The sequence below is a fragment of the Pseudonocardia hydrocarbonoxydans genome (assembly GCF_006539565.1).
Classification (GTDB): Bacteria; Actinomycetota; Actinomycetes; order Mycobacteriales; family Pseudonocardiaceae; genus Pseudonocardia; species Pseudonocardia hydrocarbonoxydans.
On the sequence record NZ_BJNG01000040.1, the window covers coordinates 1 to 24429 of the forward strand.

At 74.3% G+C, this 24429-nt stretch carries 31 protein-coding genes and 1 pseudogene; 19 read left to right on the plus strand and 13 right to left on the minus strand.

Translation table 11 applies throughout. The features are described 5' to 3' along the window. From PHY01_RS21855 to phoU (PHY01_RS21865), 3 genes are all read left to right on the plus strand, one after another. The coding region (locus PHY01_RS21855) for an LCP family protein (protein WP_141281370.1) at window positions 1-1580 on the plus strand (1580 nt) is incomplete at its 5' end. Between the two features lie 75 nt (window positions 1581-1655). Then, window positions 1656-2312 (plus strand): phosphate signaling complex protein PhoU, encoded by a 657-nt coding sequence (gene phoU / locus PHY01_RS21860; protein ID WP_141281373.1) that lies wholly within the window; start codon window positions 1656-1658, stop codon window positions 2310-2312. Between the two features lie 7 nt (window positions 2313-2319). After that, window positions 2320-2979 (plus strand): phosphate signaling complex protein PhoU, encoded by a 660-nt coding sequence (gene phoU, locus PHY01_RS21865; RefSeq protein WP_246086062.1) that lies wholly within the window; start codon window positions 2320-2322, stop codon window positions 2977-2979. Here the strand turns inward: phoU (PHY01_RS21865) and PHY01_RS21870 are convergent. Then, entirely contained in the window at window positions 2937-3323 is a 387-nt protein-coding gene (locus PHY01_RS21870; RefSeq protein ID WP_141281375.1) for an Rv2640c family ArsR-like transcriptional regulator, read from the minus strand. The two genes, phoU (PHY01_RS21865) and PHY01_RS21870, sit on opposite strands and share 43 nt — an antisense overlap. A gap of 83 nt (window positions 3324-3406) precedes the next feature. Here PHY01_RS21870 and PHY01_RS21875 point away from each other — a divergent pair, with 83 nt between their 5' ends. Continuing rightward, window positions 3407-3823, plus strand: coding sequence for an ArsI/CadI family heavy metal resistance metalloenzyme (locus PHY01_RS21875; RefSeq protein WP_141281377.1), 417 nt, complete (start codon window positions 3407-3409; stop codon window positions 3821-3823). Window positions 3824-3946: 123 nt separating this feature from the next. On the opposite strand, the gene PHY01_RS21880 is transcribed toward PHY01_RS21875, so the two are convergent. Genes PHY01_RS21880 through PHY01_RS21890 form a run of 3 tightly spaced genes read right to left on the minus strand, consistent with a single transcriptional unit; the run spans window position 3947 to window position 5747 of the window. Beyond that, window positions 3947-4294 (minus strand): arsenate reductase ArsC, encoded by a 348-nt coding sequence (locus PHY01_RS21880; RefSeq protein ID WP_246086072.1) that lies wholly within the window; start codon window positions 4292-4294, stop codon window positions 3947-3949. A 47-nt stretch (window positions 4295-4341) separates the two neighbouring features. Then, window positions 4342-5409 (minus strand): ACR3 family arsenite efflux transporter, encoded by a 1068-nt coding sequence (arsB, locus tag PHY01_RS21885; RefSeq protein WP_281283691.1) that lies wholly within the window; start codon window positions 5407-5409, stop codon window positions 4342-4344. After that, on the minus strand, window positions 5406-5747 hold the full coding sequence (locus PHY01_RS21890) for an ArsR/SmtB family transcription factor (protein WP_141281381.1): 342 nt from the start codon (window positions 5745-5747) through the stop codon (window positions 5406-5408). Before PHY01_RS21890 ends, arsB begins: the two co-directional genes overlap by 4 nt. A 78-nt stretch (window positions 5748-5825) precedes the next feature. Between PHY01_RS21890 and PHY01_RS21895 the strand changes: the two genes are divergently transcribed. From PHY01_RS21895 to PHY01_RS21905, 4 genes and pseudogenes are all read left to right on the plus strand, one after another. Then, the gene (locus PHY01_RS21895) at window positions 5826-6509 is read left to right on the plus strand and encodes an arsenate reductase/protein-tyrosine-phosphatase family protein (protein WP_141281383.1); all 684 of its coding nucleotides are present in this window, start codon (window positions 5826-5828) and stop codon (window positions 6507-6509) included. Further along, a pseudogene (locus tag PHY01_RS28395) lies at window positions 6506-6721 on the plus strand (three-helix bundle dimerization domain-containing protein); the annotation flags it as partial. The gene PHY01_RS21895 and the pseudogene PHY01_RS28395, both read left to right, overlap by 4 nt. Before the next feature lie 39 nt (window positions 6722-6760). Further along, the gene (locus PHY01_RS28400; protein ID WP_440590688.1) at window positions 6761-7162 is read left to right on the plus strand and encodes an arsenate reductase ArsC; all 402 of its coding nucleotides are present in this window, start codon (window positions 6761-6763) and stop codon (window positions 7160-7162) included. Then, window positions 7159-7584, plus strand: coding sequence for an arsenate-mycothiol transferase ArsC (locus tag PHY01_RS21905; protein WP_141281387.1), 426 nt, complete (start codon window positions 7159-7161; stop codon window positions 7582-7584). Before PHY01_RS28400 ends, PHY01_RS21905 begins: the two co-directional genes overlap by 4 nt. Here the strand turns inward: PHY01_RS21905 and pstB are convergent. The 6 genes from pstB to PHY01_RS21935 all read right to left on the minus strand — a co-directional run bounded on the left by pstB (window position 7560) and on the right by PHY01_RS21935 (window position 13506). Beyond that, on the minus strand, window positions 7560-8339 hold the full coding sequence (gene pstB, locus PHY01_RS21910; protein WP_141281389.1) for a phosphate ABC transporter ATP-binding protein PstB: 780 nt from the start codon (window positions 8337-8339) through the stop codon (window positions 7560-7562). The two genes, PHY01_RS21905 and pstB, sit on opposite strands and share 25 nt — an antisense overlap. Before the next feature lie 8 nt (window positions 8340-8347). Then, window positions 8348-9433, minus strand: a complete 1086-nt coding sequence (gene pstA, locus PHY01_RS21915; protein WP_141281391.1) for a phosphate ABC transporter permease PstA — start codon at window positions 9431-9433, stop codon at window positions 8348-8350. Beyond that, window positions 9433-10317, minus strand: a complete 885-nt coding sequence (gene pstC, locus PHY01_RS21920) for a phosphate ABC transporter permease subunit PstC (RefSeq protein ID WP_246086073.1) — start codon at window positions 10315-10317, stop codon at window positions 9433-9435. The genes pstA and pstC overlap by 1 nt, the downstream gene beginning before the upstream one ends. 200 nt (window positions 10318-10517) lie before the next feature. Next, entirely contained in the window at window positions 10518-11624 is a 1107-nt protein-coding gene (gene pstS, locus PHY01_RS21925) for a phosphate ABC transporter substrate-binding protein PstS (RefSeq protein ID WP_370467425.1), read from the minus strand. A 240-nt stretch (window positions 11625-11864) separates the two neighbouring features. Further along, the gene (gene mshD, locus PHY01_RS21930) at window positions 11865-12752 is read right to left on the minus strand and encodes a mycothiol synthase (protein WP_246086064.1); all 888 of its coding nucleotides are present in this window, start codon (window positions 12750-12752) and stop codon (window positions 11865-11867) included. Window positions 12753-12762: 10 nt separating this feature from the next. After that, window positions 12763-13506: a winged helix-turn-helix transcriptional regulator gene (locus PHY01_RS21935; protein WP_141281395.1), complete on the minus strand. Its 744-nt coding sequence runs from the start codon at window positions 13504-13506 to the stop codon at window positions 12763-12765. Between the two features lie 246 nt (window positions 13507-13752). Between PHY01_RS21935 and PHY01_RS21940 the strand changes: the two genes are divergently transcribed. From PHY01_RS21940 to PHY01_RS21965, 7 genes are all read left to right on the plus strand, one after another. Beyond that, window positions 13753-14541: an LmeA family phospholipid-binding protein gene (locus PHY01_RS21940; RefSeq protein WP_141281397.1), complete on the plus strand. Its 789-nt coding sequence runs from the start codon at window positions 13753-13755 to the stop codon at window positions 14539-14541. A 42-nt stretch (window positions 14542-14583) separates the two neighbouring features. Beyond that, a complete protein-coding gene (locus PHY01_RS21945; protein ID WP_141281399.1) occupies window positions 14584-15006 on the plus strand; it encodes a thioredoxin family protein in 423 nt (140 codons plus the stop codon). Window positions 15007-15192: 186 nt separating this feature from the next. Continuing rightward, the gene (locus PHY01_RS21950; protein ID WP_141281401.1) at window positions 15193-15642 is read left to right on the plus strand and encodes a DUF4395 domain-containing protein; all 450 of its coding nucleotides are present in this window, start codon (window positions 15193-15195) and stop codon (window positions 15640-15642) included. Further along, window positions 15639-16478: a sulfurtransferase gene (locus PHY01_RS21955; protein ID WP_141281403.1), complete on the plus strand. Its 840-nt coding sequence runs from the start codon at window positions 15639-15641 to the stop codon at window positions 16476-16478. The genes PHY01_RS21950 and PHY01_RS21955 overlap by 4 nt, the downstream gene beginning before the upstream one ends. Continuing rightward, entirely contained in the window at window positions 16478-16777 is a 300-nt protein-coding gene (locus tag PHY01_RS21960) for a DUF1416 domain-containing protein (RefSeq protein ID WP_141281405.1), read from the plus strand. The genes PHY01_RS21955 and PHY01_RS21960 overlap by 1 nt, the downstream gene beginning before the upstream one ends. Before the next feature lie 115 nt (window positions 16778-16892). Then, window positions 16893-17021 carry a hypothetical protein gene (locus tag PHY01_RS28030; RefSeq protein ID WP_281283692.1) on the plus strand — a complete coding sequence of 43 codons (129 nt, stop codon included), beginning with the start codon at window positions 16893-16895 and terminating at the stop codon, window positions 17019-17021. 17 nt (window positions 17022-17038) lie between these two features. Then, the gene (locus PHY01_RS21965) at window positions 17039-17644 is read left to right on the plus strand and encodes a heme-binding beta-barrel domain-containing protein (RefSeq protein WP_141281492.1); all 606 of its coding nucleotides are present in this window, start codon (window positions 17039-17041) and stop codon (window positions 17642-17644) included. 6 nt (window positions 17645-17650) lie between these two features. Here PHY01_RS21965 and PHY01_RS21970 read toward each other — a convergent pair whose 3' ends face one another. Beyond that, window positions 17651-18355: a hypothetical protein gene (locus tag PHY01_RS21970; protein WP_141281407.1), complete on the minus strand. Its 705-nt coding sequence runs from the start codon at window positions 18353-18355 to the stop codon at window positions 17651-17653. 45 nt (window positions 18356-18400) lie between these two features. Further along, window positions 18401-20017, minus strand: coding sequence for a DivIVA domain-containing protein (locus PHY01_RS21975; protein WP_141281409.1), 1617 nt, complete (start codon window positions 20015-20017; stop codon window positions 18401-18403). Between the two features lie 252 nt (window positions 20018-20269). Between PHY01_RS21975 and PHY01_RS21980 the strand changes: the two genes are divergently transcribed. From PHY01_RS21980 to PHY01_RS21995, 4 genes are all read left to right on the plus strand, one after another. After that, complete coding sequence (locus tag PHY01_RS21980) at window positions 20270-20641, plus strand: Fur family transcriptional regulator (RefSeq protein ID WP_141281494.1); 372 nt, start codon at window positions 20270-20272, stop codon at window positions 20639-20641. Next, complete coding sequence (gene ygfZ / locus PHY01_RS21985; protein ID WP_141281411.1) at window positions 20638-21714, plus strand: CAF17-like 4Fe-4S cluster assembly/insertion protein YgfZ; 1077 nt, start codon at window positions 20638-20640, stop codon at window positions 21712-21714. Before PHY01_RS21980 ends, ygfZ begins: the two co-directional genes overlap by 4 nt. 60 nt (window positions 21715-21774) lie before the next feature. Beyond that, entirely contained in the window at window positions 21775-23022 is a 1248-nt protein-coding gene (locus PHY01_RS21990; RefSeq protein ID WP_170183926.1) for an MFS transporter, read from the plus strand. A 62-nt stretch (window positions 23023-23084) separates the two neighbouring features. Beyond that, a complete protein-coding gene (locus PHY01_RS21995; RefSeq protein WP_141281415.1) occupies window positions 23085-23276 on the plus strand; it encodes a DUF3073 domain-containing protein in 192 nt (63 codons plus the stop codon). A 59-nt stretch (window positions 23277-23335) separates the two neighbouring features. Here the strand turns inward: PHY01_RS21995 and purM are convergent, their stop codons facing one another. Further along, a complete protein-coding gene (gene purM / locus PHY01_RS22000) occupies window positions 23336-24409 on the minus strand; it encodes a phosphoribosylformylglycinamidine cyclo-ligase (protein WP_141281417.1) in 1074 nt (357 codons plus the stop codon). Window positions 24410-24429 lie beyond the last annotated feature (20 nt).

The following is a 24429-nucleotide window of genomic DNA, read 5'->3' on the forward strand; positions in this document are numbered from 1 at the left end:
CGTCCACCGGCCCCACCCCCGCGGATCCGGCACCACCCGCCACCCGCGGCCCCGCGGACGCCGGCCCGGCGGCCCCCGGCCGTCGACGCACGGCGGGCACCGACGGGGGGCCGGCGTCCGACGAGGCCCGGCGCATCGACGAGACCCTGTCCCGCCTCACCGCGGCGCACGCCGGGATCACCTTCGCCGAGACCGACGCCGACGCCCCCGTGCCCGCACCCGCTCGGGTCCGGGTGCGACCGGGGGCGGGGCAGGTGCTGCTGGCCGTCCTGGCACTGGCGGTGTTCGCGGTGACCGCGTTCCAGTACGTCGGCAAGGCCCGCCTCGACGCCGCGCTGACCCGGGTGACGGCACTGGACCCCGGCTCCGGCGCCATCGTCGACGCCGAGGCGCAGGCGGGGGCCGAGAACGTGCTCATCGTCGGCACCGATCCGGCCGGTGCGGCCGCGGGCGGCCCGCGCACCGACACCGTGCTGCTCGCGCACGTCCCCGCGGACGGCGACGGCGTCGTGGGCCTGTCGATCCCGCGCGACCTGGAGGTCAACCGGCCGCCGTGCCGGCGCTGGGACCCCACCGCACGCGACTACGTCGACGAGACCGTCCCCGCCCAGGTCCGCACGCCGCTGATGTCGGCGTTCGACGTCGGCGGTCCCCAGTGCGTCACGCGCGTCGTGCAGCAGCTCACCGGCCTGGCCGTCACCCGCTTCGTCGGGCTGGACCTCGACGGCATCGGCGATCTCGTCGACGCCGTGGGCGGGGTGGAGGTGTGCGTCGAGCAGCCCGTCGTCGACGGCCTGCTCGGCACGGTCGTGCCCCGGCCCGGCGTCACCACGCTGGACGGGCCGACGGCGCGCGACCTGGTGGGCGCCCGCACCGTCGAGGGCGACCCGCCCGGCGGGCGCGGCGTCCTGGAGCGCCAGCAGCGGCTGGTCGCGGCTGTGCTGGAGAAGGTGCTGTCGCGCGAGGTCCTGCTCGACCCCGCCCGGACGGGATCGCTCGGCCCCGCGCTCGGCGGCGCGCTGAGCGCCGACGCGGCCGACCTCGACCGCATCCTGGCCGCCGCGCGCGCCGTGCGTTCCTTCTCCGCCGACGGCGTCACCTTCACCGCGGTCCCGACCTCGACCGAGACCAGCAGCCAGGGCAACACCCTGCTCCGGGGCGCCGACGCCGCCGCCCTGTTCACCGCCCTGCGCGAGGGCACGCCGCCGCCCGACCAGACCGTCCTCGCCGCGGGGGCCGGTCCCGCGCCCGCCGACGTCACCGTCGACGTCCTCAACGCCTCCGACCGGCAGGGGCTGGCCGCCGAGATCGGCGGCACGCTCGGGACCCTCGGGTTCGGGGTGGGCGAGATCGGCAACGCCGAGGCGCCCGCGCCCGGCACCGTCATCCGCTTCTCCCCCGACCGGGCGGCGGCGGCGGAGCTGCTGGCGGCCACCGTGCCGTCCGCCGTGCCGCAGCCCGATCCCTCCGCGAGCGGCGTGCTGCAGCTCGTCCTGGGCACCTCCTTCGACGGCGTCGTGCGCGCCCCGTCGACGGCCGCGGCCGCGCCGGCGGCCGGTCCGGCGGCGACCTGTACCTGATCCGCAGGTCAGCGTTCACCTCCGGTTCACCCCGGCGCGCTGCCCGGGGCCGCCCGCCCCTCTAGTCTGAGTGGCATGCGTGACGCCTACCAGGAACAACTCGACGGCCTGGCCGACGGGCTCGCCGGAATGTGCGACCAGGTCGCGGAGGCGATGGCGAAGGCCACGACGGCCCTCCTGGAGAGCGACCTGCAGCTGGCGGAGGAGGTCATCACCTCCGACATCCGCATCGACGAGCTGCGGGCCGCCGCCGAGGAGAAGGCGTTCGCGCTCCTCGCGCTGCAGGCCCCGGTGGCCACCGACCTGCGCACGGTCGTGTCGGCCATCCACGGCGCGGGCGACATCGAGCGGATGGGCGACCTCGCGCTGCACGTCGCCCAGGCCGCCCGCCGCCGCCACCCGGAGCCGGTGCTGCCGCAGGAGATCGGCCCCTACTTCGCCGAGATGGGCCGGGTCGGCGTGGAGCTGGCGCACAAGGCGGGCGACGTCATCCGCACCCGCGACCTGCGGCGCGCCGAGGAGCTGGAGCGCGACGACGACGCGATGGACGACCTGCACCGGCACATGTTCACGGTGCTCATGGACCCGACGTGGACCCACGGCGTCGGCCCGGCGGTCGACATCACCCTGCTCGCCCGCTTCTACGAGCGCTACGCCGACCACGCCGTCGCGGTGGCCCGGCGCATCGTCTACGTCGTCACGGGCCGGATGCCCGGCCCGCTGACGGTCTGAGCGGCCGGTGGTCCCGGCTCCGCTGCCCCAGCAGCTCGCCGATCTCTCCGACCTGGTGGGGCGGATGTGCACGCACGCCGCCGGGTCGCTGCAGAGCGCCACGGCGGCCCTGCTGGAGTGTCGTGAGCGCCTCGCGCTGCAGGTGATCGCGCGCGAGCCAGAGCTCGACGCGCTGCGCGTCGAGACCGAGGAGCTCGCCCGCGACGCCCTGCTGTTCCACCAGCCGGTGGCAGGCGACCTGCGCTCGGTCGTGTCGACCCTGCGTTCGGCGGGCGACATCGACCGGATGAACCGCCTCGCCCTGCACGTCGCGGAGGCCGTGCAGCGCCGCCATCCGGCGCCCACCCTGCCCCCGGAGGTGCGCGACGACTTCGCCGAGATGGGCCGGGTCGCGGTGGCGCTGGCGGTGAAGGCCGCCGACGTCGTCCGCTCGCGCAACGTCGTGCGGGCCATCGAGCTCGACCACGACGACGACGCGATGGACGTGCTGCACCGCCGCATGTTCGAGGTGCTCATGGACCCGCACTGGCCGCACGGGGTGGCCACCGCCGTCGACGTCACGCTGCTGGCGCGCTACTACGAGCGCTTCGCCGACCACGCCGTGGCCGTGGCCCGCGAGACCGTCTACGCCGTCACCGGCGAGGAGCCGGACGCCATCCCGATCTGAGGGGTGGGGTCGAGCACCCGGCCCAGCGCGCCGAGCGACTCGGGGCGCGCGCGGTACCAGACGTTCATCCCCCGGCGCGTGCCCTCGGCCAGCCCGGCCTTGCGCAGCTGCGCGAGGTGGTGGCTGACGGTGGCGTCGGAGAGCCCGACCTCGGCCGCGAGGTCGCAGGTGCACAGCTCCCCCTCGGTGAGCAGCATCGACATCAGCCGCACCCGCGTGGGGTCGGCGAGCGCCTTGAGCCGCAGCGCCACCTCCAGCGCCTCCGCCTCCCCCATGCGGCCGGCCGCGACCGGGGCGCAGCAGATGGGGGCGGTCAGGTCGATGACGGGCAGCGCGCGGGGCATGTCGCCGAGACTACTTGACATATGTCGAATCAGCGAGGCACCCTTTCGACGAACGTCGAATCACTCTTCCCGAGGAGGACCCCGTGTCCCGTGTCCAGCTCGCCCTCAACGTCGACGACATCGACCAGGCCGTCGCCTTCTACACCACGCTGCTCGGCGTCGAGCCGGCCAAGCGCAAGCCCGGCTACGCCAACTTCGCCGTCGCGCAGCCGCCGCTGAAGCTCGTGCTCCTGGAGAACCCCGGGCAGGGCGGCTCGCTCAACCACCTCGGCGTCGAGGTGGAGGACAGCGAGACCGTGCACTCCGAGATCGCCCGGTTCACCGAGGCCGGCCTGTTCACCGACGAGGAGATCGGCACCACCTGCTGCTTCGCCACCCAGGACAAGGTCTGGGTGACGGGGCCGGGCGGCGAGCGCTGGGAGGTCTACACGGTGCTGGCCGACAGCGAGACCTTCTACGCCACCGCGGATGCCGACGACACCTGCTGCACCCCCGCCTGACAGAGCCGCCCCGCCCGCCCCGCCCCGCGCCCTCGCGCCCCCGCGCGTTGCAGTGGGGTGGCTTCACTGCAACCTGGTTGCAGTGAAGCCACCCCACTGCGACCGGGGGCGGAGCCGGGGGGATCAGGGCGAGCGGAGCTCGGCCAGGAGCGCCCGGACCCGGCGGTCGATGTCGTCGCGGATGGGGCGGATCTCCGCCGCCGTGCGGCCGGCCGGGTCCTCGAGCTGCCAGTCGAGGTAGCGGGTGCCGGGAAAGACCGGGCAGACGTCGCCGCAGCCCATCGTGATCACCACGTCGGAGGACTCCACGGCGTCGGCGGTGAGCGGCTTCGGGAACTCCCGCGACAGGTCGATCCCGATCTCGTCCATCACCTCCCGCACGGCCGGGTTGATCGAGTCGGCGGGGGCGGAGCCGGCCGAGCGCACCTGCACGGCACCCTCGGCGTGGTGGTGCAGCAGCGCCGCGGCCATCTGCGAGCGCCCGGCGTTGTGCACGCACACGAACAGCACCGACGGCGTCACGACGCCACCCCCCACCAGCGCCTGCGCAGGGCCAGCGACACGTACACCAGCGCCACCAGCACCGGCACCTCGATCAGCGGCCCGACCACCCCGGCGAGCGCCTGCCCGCTGGTCACGCCGAACGTCGCGATGGCGACGGCGATGGCGAGCTCGAAGTTGTTGCCCGCCGCGGTGAACGCCAGCGTCGTGGACCGCTCGTAGCCCATCCCGAGCGCACGCCCGAGCACCAGCGAGCCGAACCACATCACGAAGAAGTAGATCAGCAGCGGCAGCGCGATCCGCGCGACGTCGAGCGGGGCCGAGGTGATGGCCTCACCCTGCAGCGCGAACAGCACGACGATCGTGAAGAGCAGGCCGTAGAGCGCGAACGGGCCGATCCGCGGCAGGAACCGCGTCTCGTACCACTCGCGGCCCTTGGCCCGCTCCCCCAGCACGCGCGACAGGAACCCGGCCACCAGCGGGATCCCCAGGAAGATCAGCACCGAGGCCGCGATCTGCCACGGCGAGACGTCGAGATCGGTCTGCGGCAGGCCCAGCCAGCCGGGCAGCACCGTGAGGTAGAACCAGCCCAGCGCGGCGAACGCGATCACCTGGAACACCGAGTTGACGGCGACGAGCACGGCCGCGGCCTCGCGGTCCCCGCAGGCCAGGTCGTTCCAGATGATGACCATCGCGATGCACCGCGCGAGGCCGACGATGATCAGCCCGGTGCGGTACTCGGGCAGGTCCGGCAGCAGCAGCCAGGCGAGGGCGAACATCAGCGCCGGGCCCAGCACCCAGTTCAGCACCAGCGAGCTCAGCAGGAGCCTGCGGTCGCCGGTGACGGTGTCGAGCCGGTCGTAGCGGACCTTGGCCAGCACCGGGTACATCATGATCAGCAGGCCGAGCGCGATCGGCAGCGAGACGCCGTCGATGGCGACGGCGTCGAGTGCCGGGCCCATCCCGGGCACCAGGCGGCCGAGCAGCAGCCCCGCGACCATCGCCGCGACGATCCAGACCGGGAGGAACCGGTCCAGTGTGGACAGCCGGGCGACGACCGGCCGGTCCAGTTCGGGAGTGGTCACGCGGGGACACCTTCCATCAGCAGCACCCGCGACAGCGCCGCCAGTGCGTCGGGGCGGACGCGGTAGTAGATCCAGGTGCCGCGCCGGTCACCGGTGACCAGACCCGCCTCGCGGAGCACCCTGAGGTGGTGGCTGATCGTCGGCCCGGCGAGGTCGAACGCCGCGGTCAGGTCGCAGACGCAGGCCTCCCCGCCGTCGTGGGCGGCGATGAGGTGCAGCAGCCGCAGCCGGGTGGGGTCGCCGACCGCCTTGAAGGCCGCGGCGAGCGCGGCCGCCTCGTCGGCGTCGAGCAGCGGGGGCGGGCTCGAGCCCGGCGTGCAGGCATCCTGATTCGACACCCGTCTACCTTCATTGATCTCGAATCAGACTGCAAGACCGCTTGACGTGGCGATGATAACTCAGCAATCATTGACTCAATGAACATCGAGGAACGTGCCGCGGTGCACCAAGCACTCGGCGACCCGTCGCGCCTGGCCGTCGTCGACGCGCTGGCGTTCGGCGACGCGTCCCCGAGCGAGCTGCAGGCCCTGCTGACGATGCCGTCCAACCTGCTCGCCCACCACGTGCGGGTCCTGGAGCGGGCCGGGATCGTGCGCCGCACCCGCTCGGAGGGCGACCGCAGGCGCACCTACCTCGGGCTCGTCCCCGGCACCCTCGACGCGCTCTTCCCCGCCGCGCACCGGGAGGCGCCGCGGGTGGTGTTCGTCTGCACGCAGAACTCCGCGCGCTCCCAGCTCGCCGCCGCCCTCTGGAACGCCGGGAGCGCGGTGCCCGCCACGTCGGCGGGCACCGCCCCCGCACCCGCCGTGCATCCCGGCGCGGTGGCCGCCGCGCGGCGTCACCGGGTGCCGCTGCACCCCGCGACGCCGCAGCACGCGGCCGACGTGCTGCGCCCCGACGACCTCGTCATCACCGTCTGCGACCGCGCCCACGAGGAGCTCGACACCCCGGCCACCCACTGGTCGGTGGCCGATCCCGCCCGCGCCGGCGACGTGGCGGCCACCGACCCCGCGGCGTTCGACCGGGCGCTCACCGATCTCGCCGGCCGGATCTCCCGCCTGGCCCCCGCCGTCCACCCGTCCGGAACGAGGTCCGCATGAGCGCCCCCACCCACCACCGCGACAACCTGTCCATCGACCAGGCGCTCGCCCTGCGCACCGCCGCCGTCCGCCTGTCCGACACCTTCCGCGACATGTTCGGCACCGAGACCATCGAGCGGTTCCTGCACTCGTCCTACGACGAGTTCGCCGGGCGCGCCGTGGTGCTGAACTACCTCCCGCTGCTCGCCGAGCGCTTCGCCCGCCAGCGACTCAAGGCTCTTGCCAGGGTGGAGGGCAAGGCCCACGACGGGATCCCGGTCGTCCTGTTCCTGTGCACCCACAACGCCGGCCGCTCGCAGATGGCGATGGGCTTCTTCACCCACTACGCGGGCGACCGCGCGGTCGCCTGGTCCGGCGGCTCCGAGCCCGGCTCGCGCGTCAACCCGGCCGCGGTGGCGGCCATGGCCGAGCGCGGTATCGACATCTCCGGCGAGTACCCCAAGCCCTGGACCGACGAGATCGTGCGGGCCGCCGACGCCGTGATCACCATGGGCTGCGGCGACGCCTGCCCCGTCTTCCCCGGCCGCCGCTACGAGGAGTGGGTGCTCGACGACCCGGCCGGCATGGACGTCGCCGCCGTGCGCCCGGTCCGCGACGAGATCGAGCGCCGGGTCCGCGTCCTGCTCGACGAGCTGGGGGTGCCGGCCGCGTGAGCAGCGTGCTGTTCGTCTGCGTGCGCAACGGCGGGAAGTCGCAGATGGCCGAGGGGCTGATGCGGGCCGCGGCGGGTGACGCCGTCGCGGCGTCCTCGGCCGGCACCCGCCCCGGCACGGGGCTCAACGCGCTGTCGGTCGAGTCCCTGCGCGAGGTCGGCGTCGACATCTCCGGCGGGGTCCCGCGCGCGCTCACCGCCGACCTGGTGGCCGCGGCCGATCTCGTCGTCACCCTCGGGGCCGAGGCCCACGTCGAGCCGGTCGACGGCACGCCGGTGGAGAACTGGGACACCGACGAGCCGTCGGAGCGCGGGATCGAGGGCCTCGAGCGGATGCGCCTGGTCCGCGACGACATCGCCGCGCGGGCGGCCGAGCTCGCGGCGCGGCTGACGGCGGATCAGCCGAAGCGACCGGAGACGTAGTCCTCGGTGGCCTTCTCCCGGGGCTGGGAGAAGATCGTCTTGGTCTCGTCCATCTCCACCAGCTTGCCCGGCTTGCCGGTGCCCTCGATGTTGAAGAACCCGGTGTAGTCGCTCACCCGCGCGGCCTGCTGCATGTTGTGGGTGACGATGACGATCGTGTACTCGGTCTTCAGCTCGTTGATCAGGTCCTCGATCGCGAGCGTGGAGATCGGGTCGAGCGCGGAGCACGGCTCGTCCATCAGCAGGACGTCGGGCTGCACGGCGATGGCCCGGGCGATGCATAGGCGCTGCTGCTGGCCGCCGGAGAGCCCGGCGCCGGGCTTGTCGAGTCGGTCCTTGACCTCGTTCCACAGGTTGGCCCCGCGCAGCGAACGCTCCACGAGCTCGTCGGTGACCGTCTTGCTGGCCTTCCTGCTGTTCAGCTTGTAGCCCGCGACCACGTTGTCGTAGATCGACATCGTGGGGAACGGGTTGGGCCGCTGGAACACCATGCCGACCTGACGACGCACGCTCACCGGGTCGGTCCCCGGCGCGTAGAGGTCGTTGCCGTTGAGCGTCAGCGAGCCCTCGACGTACGCCCCCGGGATCACCTCGTGCATGCGGTTGATCGAGCGCAGGAAGGTCGACTTCCCGCAGCCGGACGGGCCGATCAGCGCGGTCACCTGCGCCGGCCGGATGGACATGGTGACGCCCTCGACCGCGCGGAAGGCGCCGTAGTAGATGTTGAGGTCGCGGACCTCGATGCTCTTGGCCACGGTGGGTCCTATCGGATCTTCGGCGAGAACAGGTACGAGATGAGGCGGGCGAGCAGGCTGAGCGCCATCACGATGAGCATCAGCACCAGCGCCGCGGCCCAGGCCCGGTCGATCGAGGGCGCGGGCGAGGCACCCGGCGCGACGTAGGAGTAGTAGGAGAAGACCGGCAGCGACGACATGCGGCCCTCGAACGGGTTGAAGTTCACCCCGGTGACGGCTCCGAGGGTGATGAGCAGCGGCGCCGTCTCCCCGATGACCCGGGCGACCGCCAGCGTGATGCCGGTGGCGATGCCGGCCACCGAGGTGCGCAGGACGACCTTGACGATGGTGCGCCACTTGGAGACGCCCAGCGCGTAGGAGGCCTCGCGCAGCTCGTTGGGCACGATCTTGAGCATCTCCTCGACCGACCGGACCACGACGGGGATCATCAGCACGGTCAGCGCGACCGCACCCATGATGCCCAGCCGGATGCCCGGGCCGAAGAAGAGCTGGAACAGCGCCACGGCGAACAGCCCGGCCACGATCGACGGGATCCCGGTCATGACGTCGACCAGGAACGTGATGGACCTGGCCAGCCGGCCCTTGCCGTACTCGACCAGGTAGACCGCGGTCATGATGCCGATCGGGACGGAGATCAGCGCGGCGAGCCCGGTGACGATCAGCGTGCCCATGATCGCGTGATAGGCGCCGCCGCCCTCACCGACGACCCCGAGCATCGAGTTGGTGAAGAACGCCGCGTCCATCCGTGCCGCGCCGCGGGAGACCACCGTGTACAGCAGCGAGACCAGCGGGATCATCGCGATGACGAACGCGGTCGCGACGACCGCGGTGACCATGCGGTCGGTCGCGGCCCGGCGCCCCTCCACCAGCCGGGACCAGAGGCAGATGCCGAGGATGTTCGCGGCCAGCCCGCCGATGACGACCAGTGCCGGGCTCACGCCCACGAACAGCAGCAGGACCGCGACGGAGGCGACCGCCCCGACGACGAGCCAGGGCGCCCGCGGCGGGAGCTTGCCGGGGCTCGGCGACGACGTGGCGGGGCCGACCTCCCCCGCGCCGACGGTGCCCGCGGGCTTGGATGTCGACGTGGTCATCAGTTCGCTCCCGAGAACTCGCTGCGACGGTTGATGATGTACCGGGCGAAGGCGTTCACCAGGAACGTCACCAGGAACAGCACCAGGCCCGAGGCGATCAGGGCGTTGATCGCCAGGCCGCTGGACTCCGGGAAGTCGAGCGCGATGTTGGCGGCGATGGTCAGCGAGTTCTGCCCGCTGATCAGGTTGAAGGTGATGATCCCGAGCCCGGACAGGATCAGGGCGACGGCGATGGTCTCGCCCAGCGCCCGGCCCAGGCCGAGCATCGCGCCGCTGATGATGCCGGAGCGGCCGAACGGCAGCACCGCCATCCTGATCATCTCCCAGCGGGTGGCGCCGAGGGCGAGTGCCGCCTCCTCGTGCAGGCGCGGGGTCTGCAGGAAGACCTCACGGCTGACCGCGCTGATGATCGGCAGGATCATGACCGCCAGCACGAGGCCGGCGACGAGCATCGTCCGCCCGGTGGTCGACGCCGGGCCGGCGAACAGCGGGATGAAGCCGAGGTTGTCGGCCAGCCACCGGGCCGACGGCACGGTCGCCGGTGCCAGCACCGTGACCCCCCACAGCCCGTAGACCAGGCTGGGGATGGCGGCGAGAAGGTCCATCAGGTAGCCGAGGCCGGACGCGAGCCTGCGGGGCGCGAAGTGGCTGATGAACAGGGCCACCCCGACCGCGAAGGGGGTGGCGACGACCAGCGCGATCGTCGCGGCCAGGAGCGTCCCGAACAGCAACGGCCAGGCGAACGCGACGAAGCCCTGGCCGCCCGGTACGTCCTCCGCGGGGGCGACGATGGCGGGGAAACCCTCGGCCAGCAGGAAGGCCGCGACACCGGCCAGCATGAGCAGGATCAGGATGCCCGCTCCCGTGGCGAACCCGGCGAACACCCGGTCGCCGACCTGCCGCGACGGTCTGCCCCGGGTCGATGCGCCCGGCGGCGATGCCTGGGGCTCGGTGGAGATGCTCACGTCGTCCTTTCACGGGCGGAGGTGGTGGGCGGCGCGACGCTGCGCCCGTGGACGAACCCGGGGGCCGCCATCTCATGATGACGGCCGCCCGGGCGCGCTGGCTAGGGAACGAAGGTCACTCAGGCCCCACCGGTGATCGAGTCGATCGCGGTCTGGAACTGCTGGCGGCTCTCGTCGGAGATCGGGGCGGAACCCGCGTTCTCCCCGGACGCCGCCTGGCCCTCCTCGCTGATCACGTAGGACAGGAAGGCCTTGACCAGCTCGGCCTTGTTCGGGTCGTCGTAGGTGCCGCAGGCCAGCTCGTAGGACACCAGGACGATCGGGTAGGCGCCGGACTCGGTGGTGTCCCGGGCGATGTCGATGGCGAAGCTGCCCTCGGGGCGGCCCTCCACCCGCGGCGACGCGTCGACGACCGCCGCGGCGGCCTCCGGGGTGTACTCCACGAACTCGTCGCCCACGCCGACCGCGGCCACGCCCAGGTCACCGACCTGGCTGGCCTCGGCGTAGCCGATCGTGCCGTTGCCCGCGCCGATGGCCTGGACCACGCCGGCGTTCTGCGGGGCGGCCTCGCCCTGGACCTCGGCGGGCCAGTCGCCGCTGACCTCGAAGGTCCAGGCCTCGGGAGCCGCGGCGGCCAGGTACTCCTGGAAGTTCTCGGTGGTGCCGGACTCGTCGGAGCGGTGCACGACGGTGATCGGCAGGTCGGGCAGCGTGACGCCCGGGTTGTCGGCCGCGATGGCCGGGTCGTTCCAGTTCGTGATCTGCTTGGCGAAGATGCCGCCGATCGTGGCCGGGCCGAGGTTCAGGCTGTCGACGCCCTCGAGGTTGAACGCGATCGCGATCGGCGAGATGTAGGCGGGGAGCTCGAGGACGTTGCCGCCACAGCGCTCGATGGTCCCGGGCAGCTCCTCCTCGTCGAGGTAGGCGTCCGACCCGCCGAAGTCGGTGGCGCCGGCCTCGAACTGCTCGCGCCCGCCACCGGAGCCCACCGGGTCGTAGGTCACCTGCACGCCCGGGTTGGCCACGTTGAAGCCGGCCACCCACGCCTCCATCGCGGAGGCCTGCGCGCTGGCGCCGGCACCGGCGAGGGTGCCGGAGAGCGCGGATCCGCCGTCGCCGCCTGCGGGCGCACCGGACTCGTTGGCCGCGCCGCAGCCGGCGAGCAGCAGGGCGCCACTGGTGGCCAGGCCGACCGCGGCGATTCGGGCACGTGCGCTGTGCCGCAGTGTCTTCACGTGAGGTTCCTCCGTCGTCGGACCGGGAAGGTCGTTGCGGCCTCGGGGTGGCCGCTCGCCGCGGACGGTAGGTAGCGACGGTGGACGCACCCCCCCGATCAGGTAAACGAGGGATGAACACATCACCGAAGGTGAGCCATCACACCCGATCGGTCGTAGCCGTGACCCCTCCGTGACCAGCGGGTTCCGTATCGCCGTGAACGTTGCGCCGGGATGAACCGGACGTGGACCTCAGCCGACGGTCGCCGCGGCGCGGGTGAAGAGGACGTCGCTGTGGCGCACCTCGAAGCCCAGCTTGCGGTACACCCGCACCGCCGCCTCGTTGTCGGACTCGACGTAGAGCAGGACCCGGCGCAGCCCCCGGGCGTGCAGGTGCCGCAGGCCCGCGATCGTCAGCGCGGCGCCGAGCCCGGTGCCCTGCGCCGACGGGTCGACGCCCAGCACGTAGACCTCGCCGATGCGCTCGGGCTCGGTGTGCACCTTGGTCCAGTGGAAGCCGCGCAGCCGGTCGGCGGCGTCGACGGCGAGCAGGAAGCCCTCGGCGTCGAACCAGGGCTCGGCCTCCCGCGCCCGCACCTGCTCGACACCCCAGCCGCCCTGCTCGGGGTGCCAGTCGAAGGCCGCGTTGTTGACGCGCAGGAACTCGTCCTCGTCGGCGCCGACGACGAACGGCCGCAGCGTCACCCCGTCCGGCAGGGCGACGGCGGCCGGGGCGTCGGGCATGTCCAGGTACATCTGCCAGAGCTCGCGGGAGCGCACGAAGCCCAGCCGCCCGGCCAGCGCGACGGCGCCGGGGTGCTCGCCGTGCGCCCACACCCGCAGCGCGGCGTCGCCGGCGCGTTCCACCATCGCGCGCGCGATGCGGGTACCCAGCCCGGCGCGGCGGTGCCCGGGGTGCACGACCAGTTCGCCGCCGCCCTCGGGGTCGAGGTGGGCGAAGCCGACGAGGTCGGGCCCGGAGCAGGCGAACAGGTGCGCGGCACCGGGGCTGCGCAGCGCCAGCAGCACCTCGTCGGACAGCGGGGCGCTCCCGTCGGCGGCCGCGGCCGCCGAGGCCAGCGCGCGGACCACCGCGACGCCGTCGTCGTCGAGCCCGGCCCGCCACTGCAGTTCGATCACACGGGCGAGCCTACGCGCGGAAGGAGAACCGCTCGTCGGACTCGGCGTCCTCGTCGTCGGCCTCCAGCGCGGGCGCGCCCAGCGAGCCGCGGCCGGGGCGCACGAACTTGTAGCCGACGTTGCGGACAGTGCCGATCATCTGCTCGTGCTCGGTGCCGAGCTTGGCGCGCAGCCGCCGGACGTGGACGTCGACGGTGCGGGTGCCGCCGAAGAAGTCGTAGCCCCAGACCTCCTGCAGCAGCTGCGCGCGGGTGAACACCCGGCCCGCGTGCTGCGCCAGGTACTTGAGCAGCTCGAACTCCTTGTAGGTGAGCTCGAGCAGCCGCCCCCGCAGGCGCGCCGCGTAGGTGGCCTCGTCGATCACCAGCTCGCCGAGCACCAGCGCGCCGCTCCCGGCGCCGCTGTCGGCCCCGGGCCGGGCCTTGAGCAGGCGCAGCCGGGCGTCGACCTCCGCCGGGCCCGCGCCGGGCAGCAGGATCTCGTCGACGACCCACTCCCCCGACACCGCGACCAGCCCGCCCTCGGTGAGCACCGCGACGACCGGGACGTCGGTGCCGGTGCTCCCGAGCAGCCGGCACAGGCTGCGTGCGGCGACCAGGTCGGTGCGCGCGTCGACGAGGACGGCGTCGTGCGGGCCCGCGTCGAGCAGCGCCGCCACCTCCGGAGCCGCGGTACGGACCCCGTGCGGCAGCAGCGTCAGCGCCGGCAGTACCGATCCCGGGTCGGGGTCGGCCGTCAGCAGAAGGAGCTCCATCTGGTTCCTCCCAATCGGGGCGGGGCACGGCCCCTCCTGGAGAAACGGCGGGCGACGCTGACGCACCGTGTTCACTTCCGCGTGACCCGTGAGTGACCTCACGCGGATCGACGAAGAATAGCCCGCTACGCACCGGTACCCCTAGCGGCGCGGTGCAGCTCACGGCGTCGGGGCCGCCCGGACGACGGGCCCGCGGCCGCCCGCTCTACGGTCTCCGGATACCGCTGGACGTCATCGGAGGGTCGGATGAAGCGCCTGATCGTCGGGCTGATCGTGCTCGTGGGCGTGCTCGTGGGCGTCGACTTCGGGGCCGCCGCCCTGGCCGAGTCCGCCGTCTCCCGGCAGATGCGCGAGCAGATCGGCCTGCCCGACGACCCGGACGTCCGGATCAACGGCTTCCCGTTCGTCACCCAGGCGCTGGCCGGCCGGTACTCCAGCATCGACGTCGCCGCCGACCGGCTGCAGGTCGGCATGCTGCAGGAGGTGGAGGTCGTCGCGCAGCTGCGCGACGTGCAGGCCCCGCTCTCGGAGGTGCTCGGGTCGGGTCCGAAGTCGCTGCGCGCCGCCGAGGCCGACGGCACCGTCCGGGTCGGCGCCGACGATCTCGAGCGGCTGCTCGGTGACGTCGACCGGCTGCGCATCGAGTCGCTCGACGCCGAGGCGCTCGAGCAGGCCGTCGAGGACGGGGCCGACCCCGCGCTGGCCGACGCCGACCCCGACACCGTCGCCCGGCTCGTCGGCACCACCGCGGCGCTGGGCGAGGAGACCGAGGTGACCGCGATCGTCGCACTGGAGCTCACCGACGGCCTGGTGCGGATCGTGCCGCGCGACATCCGCCTGGGCGGACCCGACGCCCCGCCGCTGCCGGAGTCCACGCAGAGCGCCCTGCGCGACCGGTTCACCGTCGACGTCGACCCCGGTTCGCTCCCGCTGCAGGTCACGCCCACCGAGCTGCGGGCCGTCGACGGCGTGCTGGAGATCAGCGGCAGCACCACCGACCTCGTGCTGGGCGCCGCCGCGACGACGTCGGGCTGAGCGGCCCGGACTAAACCCGCTGCGCCCGGCGTTCGGCCCGACGTGGACCCGATCGGACTACTGGTGCTCGTCGCCGCGCTGCTGCTGGCCACGGCCGCCGGCCTGCTGCTGCGCCGCCGCGACGGCCGGATCCGCCGGGGCGCGGCCACCGGCGGCTGGGCGCTGGCCGGTGCCGCTCCCGGCGCGGAGGACCGGGTGCTGCTGCTGCAGCTGTCCTCGCCGGTCTGCACGCCGTGCCGGCGCACCGCCGAGCTCATCGACGACCTGCGCGCGCGGCGGCCGGGCGTCGTCCACGCGGAGATCGACGTGGCGCAGCGCCCGGACGTCGCGCGCACCCTCGGCGTGCTCCGCACGCCCACCGTCGTCGCCTTCGACCGGGCGGGGGCGGAGCTGCTGCGGCTGTCCGGGCTGCCCCGCCGGGCCGACCTCGACGCGGCGCTCGACCCGGTGCTCGGCCCACGGTGAGGTGTGACGCCGTCCGCCTTTCGGGACGACGGTCCCGCACGGCGGGATCCTGCGTTACCCTCGGCGCTGTGAACTGGCCGCTGACCCGTCGCCGCGCAGTGGACCTGTGCCGCGTCGGCAGCTGCCTGTGTCGCGCCTCCTGAGCCTCCGCGTCCCCTCACCCCCGCTCGACTCAGGAGTACCCCCGTGTCCGTCTCGGACCCCCAGCTCGATCCGCGCGGTGTGCGCTTCGCCGCCGCGCTGACGACCGTCGTGCTGGCGATCGTGCTGCTCACCGGCAGCGGCTGGCTGCTCGCCGCGCAGGCCGTCGTGTTCGCGCTCGCCGCGTTCGCCGGGCCGCGCTTCGCGCCGTACCCGCTGCTGTTCCGCACGTTCGTCGCCCCGCGCCTGAGCCCGCCCACCGAGCGGGAGGACGCCGCACCCGTGCGGTTCTCCCAGCTCGTCGGGTTCGTGTTCGCGCTCGTCGGCACGATCGGCTACCTCACCGGGCTCGCCGCGCTCGGCGTGGTGGCCACGGCGTTCGCGCTCGTCGCCGCCTTCCTCAACGCCGCGTTCGGCTTCTGCCTCGGCTGCGAGATGTACGCCCTCATCCACCGATTCCGCACCGACCGCACCACGCAGGGAGCATCAGCATGAGCCGCGAGGACGTCCTCGTCAGCGCCGATTGGGCCGAGAAGAACATCGGCACCGACGGCATCGTGTTCCTCGAGGTCGACGAGGACACCGCCGCCTACGACGGCGGCCACCTGGCCGGCGCCGTCAAGATCAACTGGACCACCGAGCTGCAGGACGCCGTCCGCCGCGACATCGTCGACGCCGAGCAGTTCGGCGCGCTGCTGTCGGCGAAGGGCGTCGGCAACGACGACACCGTGGTCCTCTACGGCGGCAACAACAACTGGTTCGCCGCCTACGCCTACTGGCAGTTCAAGCTCTACGGCCACGCCGACGTCAAGCTGCTCGACGGCGGGCGCAAGAAGTGGGAGCTCGACGGGCGCCCGCTCACCACCGACGTGGTCGAGCGCACGCCCACCACCTACACCGCGAAGCCCGCGGACACCTCGATCCGCGCGTTCCGCGACGAGGTCGTCGAGGCGATCGGCAGCAAGAACCTGGTCGACGTCCGCTCGCCCGACGAGTTCTCCGGCAAGATCCTCGCGCCGGCCCACCTGCCGCAGGAGCAGAGCCAGCGCCCCGGCCACATCCCGGGCGCGATCAACATCCCGTGGAGCAAGGCGGCCAACGAGGACGGCACGTTCAAGTCCGACGAGGACCTGGCGAAGCTCTACGGCGACGAGGGCTTCGACGGGTCCCGCTCCACCATCGCCTACTGCCGCATCGGCGAGCGCAGCTCCCACACCTGGGTCGTGCTGCACGAGCTGCTCGGGCACGGCGACGTCAAGAACTACGACGGCAGCTGGACCGAGTACGGCTCGCTGATCGGCGTCCCGATCGAGCTGGGGGCACGGTCCTGATGTGTGCCGCGCCTGACCAGTCCGTGTCGCTGCCCGCAGGCACCGACCTGTCCAAGGAGACCGTCCTCGCCGGGCGCGTCGTGGCCGGGGGCGAGCCCGTCGGCGGCGCGTTCGTGCGGCTGCTCGACGGCACCGGGGAGTTCACCGCCGAGGTGGTGGCGAGCGCGAGCGGCGACTTCCGCTTCTTCGCCGCCCCCGGCACCTGGACGCTGCGCGCCCTGAGCCGCAGCGGCAACGGCGAGTCCGTCCTCACCGCCGAGGCCCCCGGCCTGCACCAGACGCAGGTGTCGGTGGCGTAGGCCCGGCTCGCACCTTCCCGAAATGGCAGTAAAGCCACTGTGCCGCCGTCTCCTGGCGGCACAGTGGCTTTACTGCCGTTCGGGGTCCGGGGCGCGGCAGGGCTAGGGTCGTCCTGTGCAGTGGTTCTTCACCGGCTTGTTGATCGCGGCCAGCGCGGGGACGGTGGCCTACACCGGCTACCTGCTCCGCAGGCTGTTCACCACCGAGACGACGGCCGAGCCGTCGACGGAGCCCGCGTCGTGAGCGGGCCCGACGGCGAGCTGCCGGGCACCATCACCGGCCCGGCGAACGCCGCCCCCGACTCCCCGCGCCGCAACCGTCCGCGCTTCGAGGACCTCCCGGTCCCCGACGACACCGCCAACCTGCGCGAGGGCCCGGACCTGCACCAGCAGTGCCTGGGCCTGCTCCCGCTGATCGGGGTGTGGCGCGGGGCGGGCGAGGTCGTCTACCCCACGATCGACGGCCCCTTCGCCTACGGCCAGCAGCTCGTCTTCGCCCACGACGGCCGCCCGTTCCTGTCCTACGAGGCGCGCGCCTGGCTGCTCGACGACGACGGCAAGGTCATCCGCCCGGCCGCGCGCGAGACCGGCTTCTGGCGGCCGCAGGACGGCGGCGAGCTGGAGGTGCTGATCACCCACGCCACCGGCATCGTCGAGGTGTTCTTCGGCCGCGCGCTCGACCTGCGCTCCTGGGAGATCCGGACCGACGCCGTCGTGCGCACCCCGACCGCACAGGACGTGCAGGCCTCCCACCGGCTCTACGGTCTCGTGGAGGGCGGCGACCTGGCCTACGTCGACGAGCGCGCCATGATGGGCCAGCCGCTGCAGCCGCACCTCTCGGCACGGCTGAGCCGCATCGCGGGCTGAACGCCCTCAGCCCGCCCCGACGCGCGCGGCGAGCAGGCCGCGCAGCTCGTCGTCGGACAGGCCCGAGAGGCGGGCGAGCTGGTCGGGGGCCAGGCCGGCGTCGGCGAGTCGGGCGAGCACGGAGCCGAGGGCGTCGCGCTCGTGCTGCACGGCCTCGGTCAGCCGGGCGAGCTGGCGTCGGCACGCCTCCAGCTCCACGGTGGCACCGACCGCGCGCACCGGGTCGTCCAGCAGCACGGCCAGCAGCCGGTCACGGGCGTCACCGCGGTCGGCGGGCGGGCCGCCGGGGGCGGACCAGGCGCCGGCCGCGTCCCCCTCGCCCACGAGGTGCGCGTGCGCCGTGGCCGGGGCCCCGTCCACGGCCGGGCGGCCCCGCGCCTCCCGGACGGCGAACGCGTGGGCGACGGCCGCGGCGACCGTCCGTCCCGACCCCACCCGGTCCGCCGGGTCCACGCCGTGCTCCGACGACCCCTCGCCCCGGTCCGGCGGGCCGTCGACGGGCCCGGCCGGCACGGCGGGGTCCTCCGGCACGGCGGGACCCGGCTCCGGCCCGACGGGGCCGGCGTCGCGCACCGCGTCGGCGACGGTCGGCCGCATCCGGGCCCGGGCCCGGCGCCGCCGGAGTCTCCGGACGACCACCACGGCGACGAGCAGGAGGAGCGCCCCGATCCCGGCCGGGATCAGGATCTCAGGCGTCAGGGCCGGCTGCATGGCAGCACACCGTACGCCGTTCGGCGTAACGGTGTGCGACCGGGATCACGCGGAGCGTGAGGGTGAGGTCGGGCGGGTGCCGCCGCCGGCGCTCGTGCCCGGCTCCGGGTTCTTCGGGGCGTCCTTCGGGCGGACGGCACCGACCGCGGTGGTCGGCTGCTCGGTCGACGGTCCGTCCTTCGCTGCGTCGGCCTGCTCGCCCCGCCGCACCGCGACCGTGGGCTCGGCGGGCTTCGCCGCCTCCGGGGCCCCGGAGCCGCGGGGCCGGAAGAGGTCGGCGGGCTCGGGCTCGGGCTTGCTGCGCGGCCGCAGGGACGAGTTCTGGTCGACGGCCGGGTAGGCGCCCGTGGGCAACCGGTGCGCGGCCTTCTTCTCCGCCTCGCGCTCGGGGCGCGCGCCGGACGCCTCGTCGGCGGCCGGGGCCGGGCTCGTCGACGGCGAGCCGTTCGTCGGGCGCCCGGCGGCCGGGGACCCCGGTCGGGCCGGGTTCTTCCCCGCGGCGGGCGGGGCAGGCTCGGACGCGGCACCGGGGGCCTGCCCGCGGCGGTCGGTCGACGGCGCCGCCGGGCCGGAGCCGGACGGCGCGCTGGCACCGGACGCCGTCGACGCGCCCGCGGCCGGGGCGGCACCCGGCGTGCGCGACGGCAGCGCCGTGGTGGCCGGGGAGGGCGTCTCGGCAGCACCGTCGGCGGAGGGCTTCTCCGCGGTCCCGGCCGGCCGGGACGGGCCAGGACGGGCCGCGCCGGGGTGCGGTGGGACGGATCCACCGGCCGTGGAGCCCGTGGCCGGGGGCCCCGGCGTCGCCTGCCCGAACGTCGCGAACTCGGGGACGGCGGCCCCGGGTGCGGGGGCCCCGGGTGCGGGGGCTCCGGACGCGGGGGCTCCGGGCGACGGGGCGGGACGGGCCGTGGCGGAGGTGGTGGACGGCGACGGAGCGCTGCGGGCCGGATCGGCGGGCCGGGGATCGGCCGCCGGGGGGCGCGGGGACGGGCCGGGCCCCGGGCGCGGCGACGGCTCGGGTCGCGGCCCCGCCCCGGGCCGGACCGCGTCGGGACGCTGGCCGTCGGGACGAGGGGCATCCGGGCGCGGGGCATCCGGGCGCTGGGCGTCGGGACGCGGGGCATCCGGGCGCTGGGCGTCGGGACGCTGGGCGTCGGGACGCGGGAGGTCCGGGCGCGGGGCCCCGGGCCGGGCGGGCTCGCGGGCCGAGAGCTGCGCGGTCGGCGCGGCGAGCAGGCCCTCGAGCTGCGAGCGCATACGGGTGAGCTCGGCCAGCACGGCATCGCGCTGGCGCATCAGGTCGGCCACCTGGGCCCGGACGCCGTCGGTCTCGGCACGCGCCGCCAGGTGGGCGTTGCGGCGGATCTCGGCCGCCTCCTCCTCCGCGGCCGCCAGGATGCTCTCCATGCGGTCGGTGAAGGTGCCGATCGTGTCCGGGTTGCCCGCCGGGGCACCGGGCCGGGGCCGCGGCGTCGGCCGGGACCGGGGCTGGCTCGGCGTGACGACCGGCATCGGCTGGCTCCGCACGACCTCCAGGTCCGCCCGCATCCGGGCGAGCACCCGCTGCAGCCGGTCGACGTGCTCGTCGACCTGGCGGCGGTCGTAGCCGCGCAGCACGACGTCGAAGCGTGGGGCGCCGGGCACCCCCGCGTCACTCGTCATCGCTTGCCCTCCCGTGCGTGCCGTCACCGTGCATTGCGCCGAGGGTAGGGGGGTCGTTTCGCCCGAGCCCGGCCGTTCACCCTTTCGCAGCATACCGACGGGTGACCGGACGGGCAGCCGCGGTGCACGCCGGAGCGGCCTACCATCGGGCGGGTGGACACCTCGACCCGGACCGACACCGCAGGTGAGCGGCCTGCCGACGCATCACGTCCGGAGGACCTGAAGCGCACGCTGCACCAGCGCGGTCTCCGGATGACGCCCCAGCGCCAGCTCGTGCTCGACGCCGTCCGCACGCTCGGGCACGCCACGCCCGAGCAGATCTGTGCGCAGGTGCAGACGGTGGCCCCGGCGGTCAACATCACGACGATCTACCGCACGCTGGACCTGCTGGAGAAGCTGGGCGTGGTGCGGCACACGCACCTGGGCCACGGCGCGCCGAACTACTCCGAACAGGAGCACCAGCACGTCCACCTGGTCTGTCACGAGTGCGGCGCCGTCGTGGAGTCCCCGTCGGACCTGATGAACGGCCTCGCCGAGCGACTGCGGGAGGTCGCCGGGTTCGAGCTCGACGTCACCCACGTCGCGCTGTCGGGCCACTGCGCGGACTGCGCGGGCACCCGATGAGCGAGGTCGCGCCCGAGGCCCCCGACCGCGACTCGGCCGTCGCCGCCCACCGGGGCGACCCGCCGGCCGAGCAGCGCCGCATGGCCCGCTCGGCGGCCGTCGTCGACCGCTCCCACCGCGGCGTGATCGCCGTGCCCGGCGAGGACCGGCTGAGCTGGCTGCACCTGCTGCTCACCCAGCACGTGAGCGAGCTGCCGGCCGACACCGGCACCGAGGCGCTGATCCTGGACCTGCAGGGCCGGGTGCAGCACCACATGGTCGTGGCCCACGCGGACGACGTCGTGTACCTCGACACCGAGCCCGGCGAGCTCCCCGAGCTGCTGGACTACCTCACGAAGATGGTGTTCTGGTCGAAGGTGCAGCCGCGCGATGCCACGGCCGAGTTCGCCGTGCTGAGCGTGGTCGGGCCCGACACCGCGGCGGTGCTCACCGCGGCCGGCGTCCCGGTACCCGAGCAGCCCCACGGCGTCCTCGCCCTCCCCGGTGGCGGGGTCGTGCACCGCATGCCGTGGCCCGGCGTCGACGCGGCCGACCTGCTCGTGCCGCGCGCCGACCAGCCCGCGTGGTGGGCCCGGCTCACCGCCGCGGGCGCCCACGAGGCGGGCACCATGGCCTTCGAGGCGTTGCGCGTGGAGGCGGGGCGGCCGCGGCTGGGCGTCGACACCGACGAGCGCACGATCCCGCACGAGGTCGGCTGGATCGGCGCGGCCGTGCACCTGACGAAGGGCTGCTACCGCGGCCAGGAGACGGTCGCACGCGTCGCCAACCTCGGCCGCCCGCCGCGCCGTCTGGTGCTCCTGCACCTCGACGCGGGTGACGAGCACCTGCCTGGCCCCGGCGCCCCGGTCACCCTCGGTGGGCGCCCGGTGGGCCGGGTCGGCACCGTCGTGCAGCACCACGAGCTGGGGCCGGTGGCGCTGGCGCTGGTCAAGCGGTCCGTACCCGTCGACGCCGATCTGGTCGCCGGGACCGAGGAGTACGCCGCCCCCGCCCGGATCGACCCGGACTCGGTGCCCGAGGAGGAGGCCGCGCCGCCGCCCGGCCGCGCCGCCCAGAGCGGGCTGCGCCACTGACCGTCCCACAGGACGAGACGCTGCTCCCGGATAGCGGGACCCGGGCGTAGCGTCCGACCCGTGGACACGCCCCGGTACCGCTGGGTGGTGCTCGCCGTGGGCACCGGCGCGCAGGCCGCCACCGCGGCGTACTTCCTCGGGCTCGCCGCCGTCACCCCGGCACTGCGCGCCTACTTCGACCTGGACCTCGCCGGGGTCGGCCTGCTGATCGGCGCGATCTCGGTCGGGCTCGTGCCGACGCTGATCCCGTGGGGCGCCGCCGCCGACCGGTACGGGGAGCGCGGCGTGATGGCGATCGGGCTCGTCGGCTCCGCGGCGGCGCTCGGCGCCACCGCGCTGGTGACCCACCCCGTCGCCGCGGGTGCACTGCTCATGGCGGCCGGGGCCTCCGGGGCGTCGGTCAACGCGGCGAGCGGGCGCGCGGTGCTGACCTGGTTCCCGGCGCACAGCCGGGGCATGGCGATGGCGGTGCGGCAGACGTCGGTGCCGCTCGGCGCGGCGCTCGCGGCGGTCGCGCTGCCCGTCATCGCGGGCGTGGGCGGGGTGCCCGCGGTGTTCGTCGCCCTCGCGCTGGTGTGCCTGGTCGCCGCGGCGGCCGTCACGCTGCTCGTCCGCGAGCCCCCGGACGCCCCCGCGCGCGGCACCCGGTCGGCGGGGCGGATGCGCGACGTCGTCGCCGACCGCAGGCTGCTGCGCCTGAGCACGGCCGGGCTGCTGCTGGTCGTCCCCCAGTTCCTCGGTTCGGTGTTCCTCGTGGAGGTCCTGCACACCGGCAGCGGCGTGCCACTGGCCGCCGCGGGCGCGCTGCTCGCGCTCACCCAGCTGCTCGGCGCGGCCGGGCGCCTCGGCAACGGCGTCTGGTCCGACCGGGCCGGCAGCCGGCTGCGACCGCTGCGGGTCGTCGCCGTGCTCGTCGCCGCCGGCTTCGGGGCGGCCGCGCTCCTGCAGCCCGGACCGGCCGTCCTGCTCGCCGTGGTGCTCGTGCCCGCCGCGGCGCTGGCCGTCAGCTGGAACGGGCTGGTGTTCACCGCCGCGGGCGAGATGGCGCCACCCGGGCGCGCCGCGACGGCCATGGCGGTGTCGAACACGGCCAACTACGTCGGTGCCGCGGTGACGCCGGTGCTCGGCGGGGCCGTCGCGCAGGCCGCCGGATGGCCCGCGATGCTGGCGCTGGGCACGGCCGCCGCGGCACTGGCCCTGCTCACCCTGCGGGGTCTGCGGGAGCCGGGTGACGAAGCCGACGTGACACCGACGGTGCCACGTCGCACGCGCGGCCGTAGGCACGGTACGGTGGTGCCAGGACACTGATGACATGAATGGGGCCGCCGAGACATCCGGCCGCCCCTTCCCTGTTGTAAGGGGGACCAGCCATGGGGCGCGGACGAGCCAAGGCCAAGCAGACGAAGGTGGCCCGTGAGCTCAAGTACAGCTCCCCCACGATGGATCTCGACGCGCTGCAGCGCGAGATCGGTAGTGGGACGGTGCTCCACGACACGGAGGCGGAGGACGAGTACGACCCCTACGCCCCCGAGTCCGACAGGGACGACGACCCCGGACGTTGATCCTGCGGTGACGGGCGCGACGCGCCCGTCACCGGGGCATCCGGGCGTCGGTCCGCGGGTCAGAACCGCGGGTGGTCGCCCCGGAGCATGACGCGTGGTGCCGCCGCGTCCTCGGTGCGGGAGACCTCACCCAGGACCCAGGCGGGCACGTGTCGGGCCGTGAGCACGGCCAGCGCGCGGTCGACGTCGTCGGCGGGCAGCACGGCCACCATGCCCACGCCCATGTTGAACGTCTTCTCCATCTCGGCGCGCTCGACGCGGCCCCGGGAGGCGATGAGGTTGAAGATCGGCGCGGGCGTCCAGGTGTTGCGCTCGACGTGGGCGCTGAGGCCGTCGGGCAGCACCCGCTCCAGGTTGCGGCCCAGCCCTCCGCCGGTGACGTGCGCGAACGTGCGGACGCCGGTCTCGGCGGCCAGCGCCAGGCAGTCGCGCGCATAGATGCGGGTGGGGACGAGCAGCTCCTCGCCCAGCGTGTGCCCGAACTCCTCGACGTGGCCCTCCAGCGACATCCGCGCGATGTCGAGGAGCACGTGCCGGGCCAGCGAGTAGCCGTTGGAGTGCAGGCCCGAGGCCCCCATGGCGAGCAGCACGTCGCCGGGCCGGACGCGGTCGGGCCGCAGCATGGCGTCGGCCTCGACGATGCCCACGCCGGTGCCGGAGATGTCGTAGCCGCCGACCTCCATCAGGCCCGGGTGCTCGGCGGTCTCGCCACCCAGCAGCGCGCAGCCGGCCTGCTGGCAGCCCTCCGCGATCCCCTTGACGACGGAGGCGACCATCTCCGGGACGAGCTTGCCGACGGCGATGTAGTCCTGCATGAACAGCGGCTCCGCGCCGCACACCACGAGGTCGTCGACGACCATCGCGACGAGGTCGAGCCCGATGGTGTCGTGCTTGTCCATCGCCTGCGCGATCGCGACCTTCGTGCCCACGCCGTCGGTGGAGGAGGCGAGCACCGGCTCGGTGTACTTGCCGATCTTGAGCGCGAACAGGCCCGCGAAGCCGCCGATCCCGCCGAGCACCTCGGGCCGGTTGGCCTTCTCCGCGTACGGGCGCAGCGCGTCGACGGCCCGTTCGCCTGCCTCGATGTCCACGCCTGCGGCGGCGTAGCTGGCTCCGGGCAGATCGGTCGGCATACTCGTTCTCGCTCTCGGGC

Bases quoted from the DNA above. Each gene is read 5' to 3' on its own strand.
- phoU (WP_141281373.1), top strand. From the start codon at position 1,656: ATGCGTGACGCCTACCAGGAACAACTCGACGGCCTGGCCGACGGGCTC.
- PHY01_RS21935 (WP_141281395.1), bottom strand. From the start codon at position 13,506: ATGGAGCTCCTTCTGCTGACGGCCGACCCCGACCCGGGATCGGTACTG.
- PHY01_RS21960 (WP_141281405.1), top strand. From the start codon at position 16,478: ATGTGTGCCGCGCCTGACCAGTCCGTGTCGCTGCCCGCAGGCACCGAC.
- pstA (WP_141281391.1), bottom strand. From the start codon at position 9,433: ATGACCACGTCGACATCCAAGCCCGCGGGCACCGTCGGCGCGGGGGAG.
- PHY01_RS21995 (WP_141281415.1), top strand. From the start codon at position 23,085: ATGGGGCGCGGACGAGCCAAGGCCAAGCAGACGAAGGTGGCCCGTGAG.
- PHY01_RS21895 (WP_141281383.1), top strand. From the start codon at position 5,826: ATGAACATCGAGGAACGTGCCGCGGTGCACCAAGCACTCGGCGACCCG.
- ygfZ (WP_141281411.1), top strand. From the start codon at position 20,638: ATGAGCGAGGTCGCGCCCGAGGCCCCCGACCGCGACTCGGCCGTCGCC.
- PHY01_RS21940 (WP_141281397.1), top strand. From the start codon at position 13,753: ATGAAGCGCCTGATCGTCGGGCTGATCGTGCTCGTGGGCGTGCTCGTG.
- PHY01_RS21870 (WP_141281375.1), bottom strand. From the start codon at position 3,323: ATGCCCCGCGCGCTGCCCGTCATCGACCTGACCGCCCCCATCTGCTGC.
- PHY01_RS21980 (WP_141281494.1), top strand. From the start codon at position 20,270: ATGACGCCCCAGCGCCAGCTCGTGCTCGACGCCGTCCGCACGCTCGGG.
- PHY01_RS21975 (WP_141281409.1), bottom strand. From the start codon at position 20,017: ATGACGAGTGACGCGGGGGTGCCCGGCGCCCCACGCTTCGACGTCGTG.
- PHY01_RS21970 (WP_141281407.1), bottom strand. From the start codon at position 18,355: ATGCAGCCGGCCCTGACGCCTGAGATCCTGATCCCGGCCGGGATCGGG.
- purM (WP_141281417.1), bottom strand. From the start codon at position 24,409: ATGCCGACCGATCTGCCCGGAGCCAGCTACGCCGCCGCAGGCGTGGAC.
- PHY01_RS21955 (WP_141281403.1), top strand. From the start codon at position 15,639: ATGAGCCGCGAGGACGTCCTCGTCAGCGCCGATTGGGCCGAGAAGAAC.
- PHY01_RS21880 (WP_246086072.1), bottom strand. From the start codon at position 4,294: ATGGCCGCGGCGCTGCTGCACCACCACGCCGAGGGTGCCGTGCAGGTG.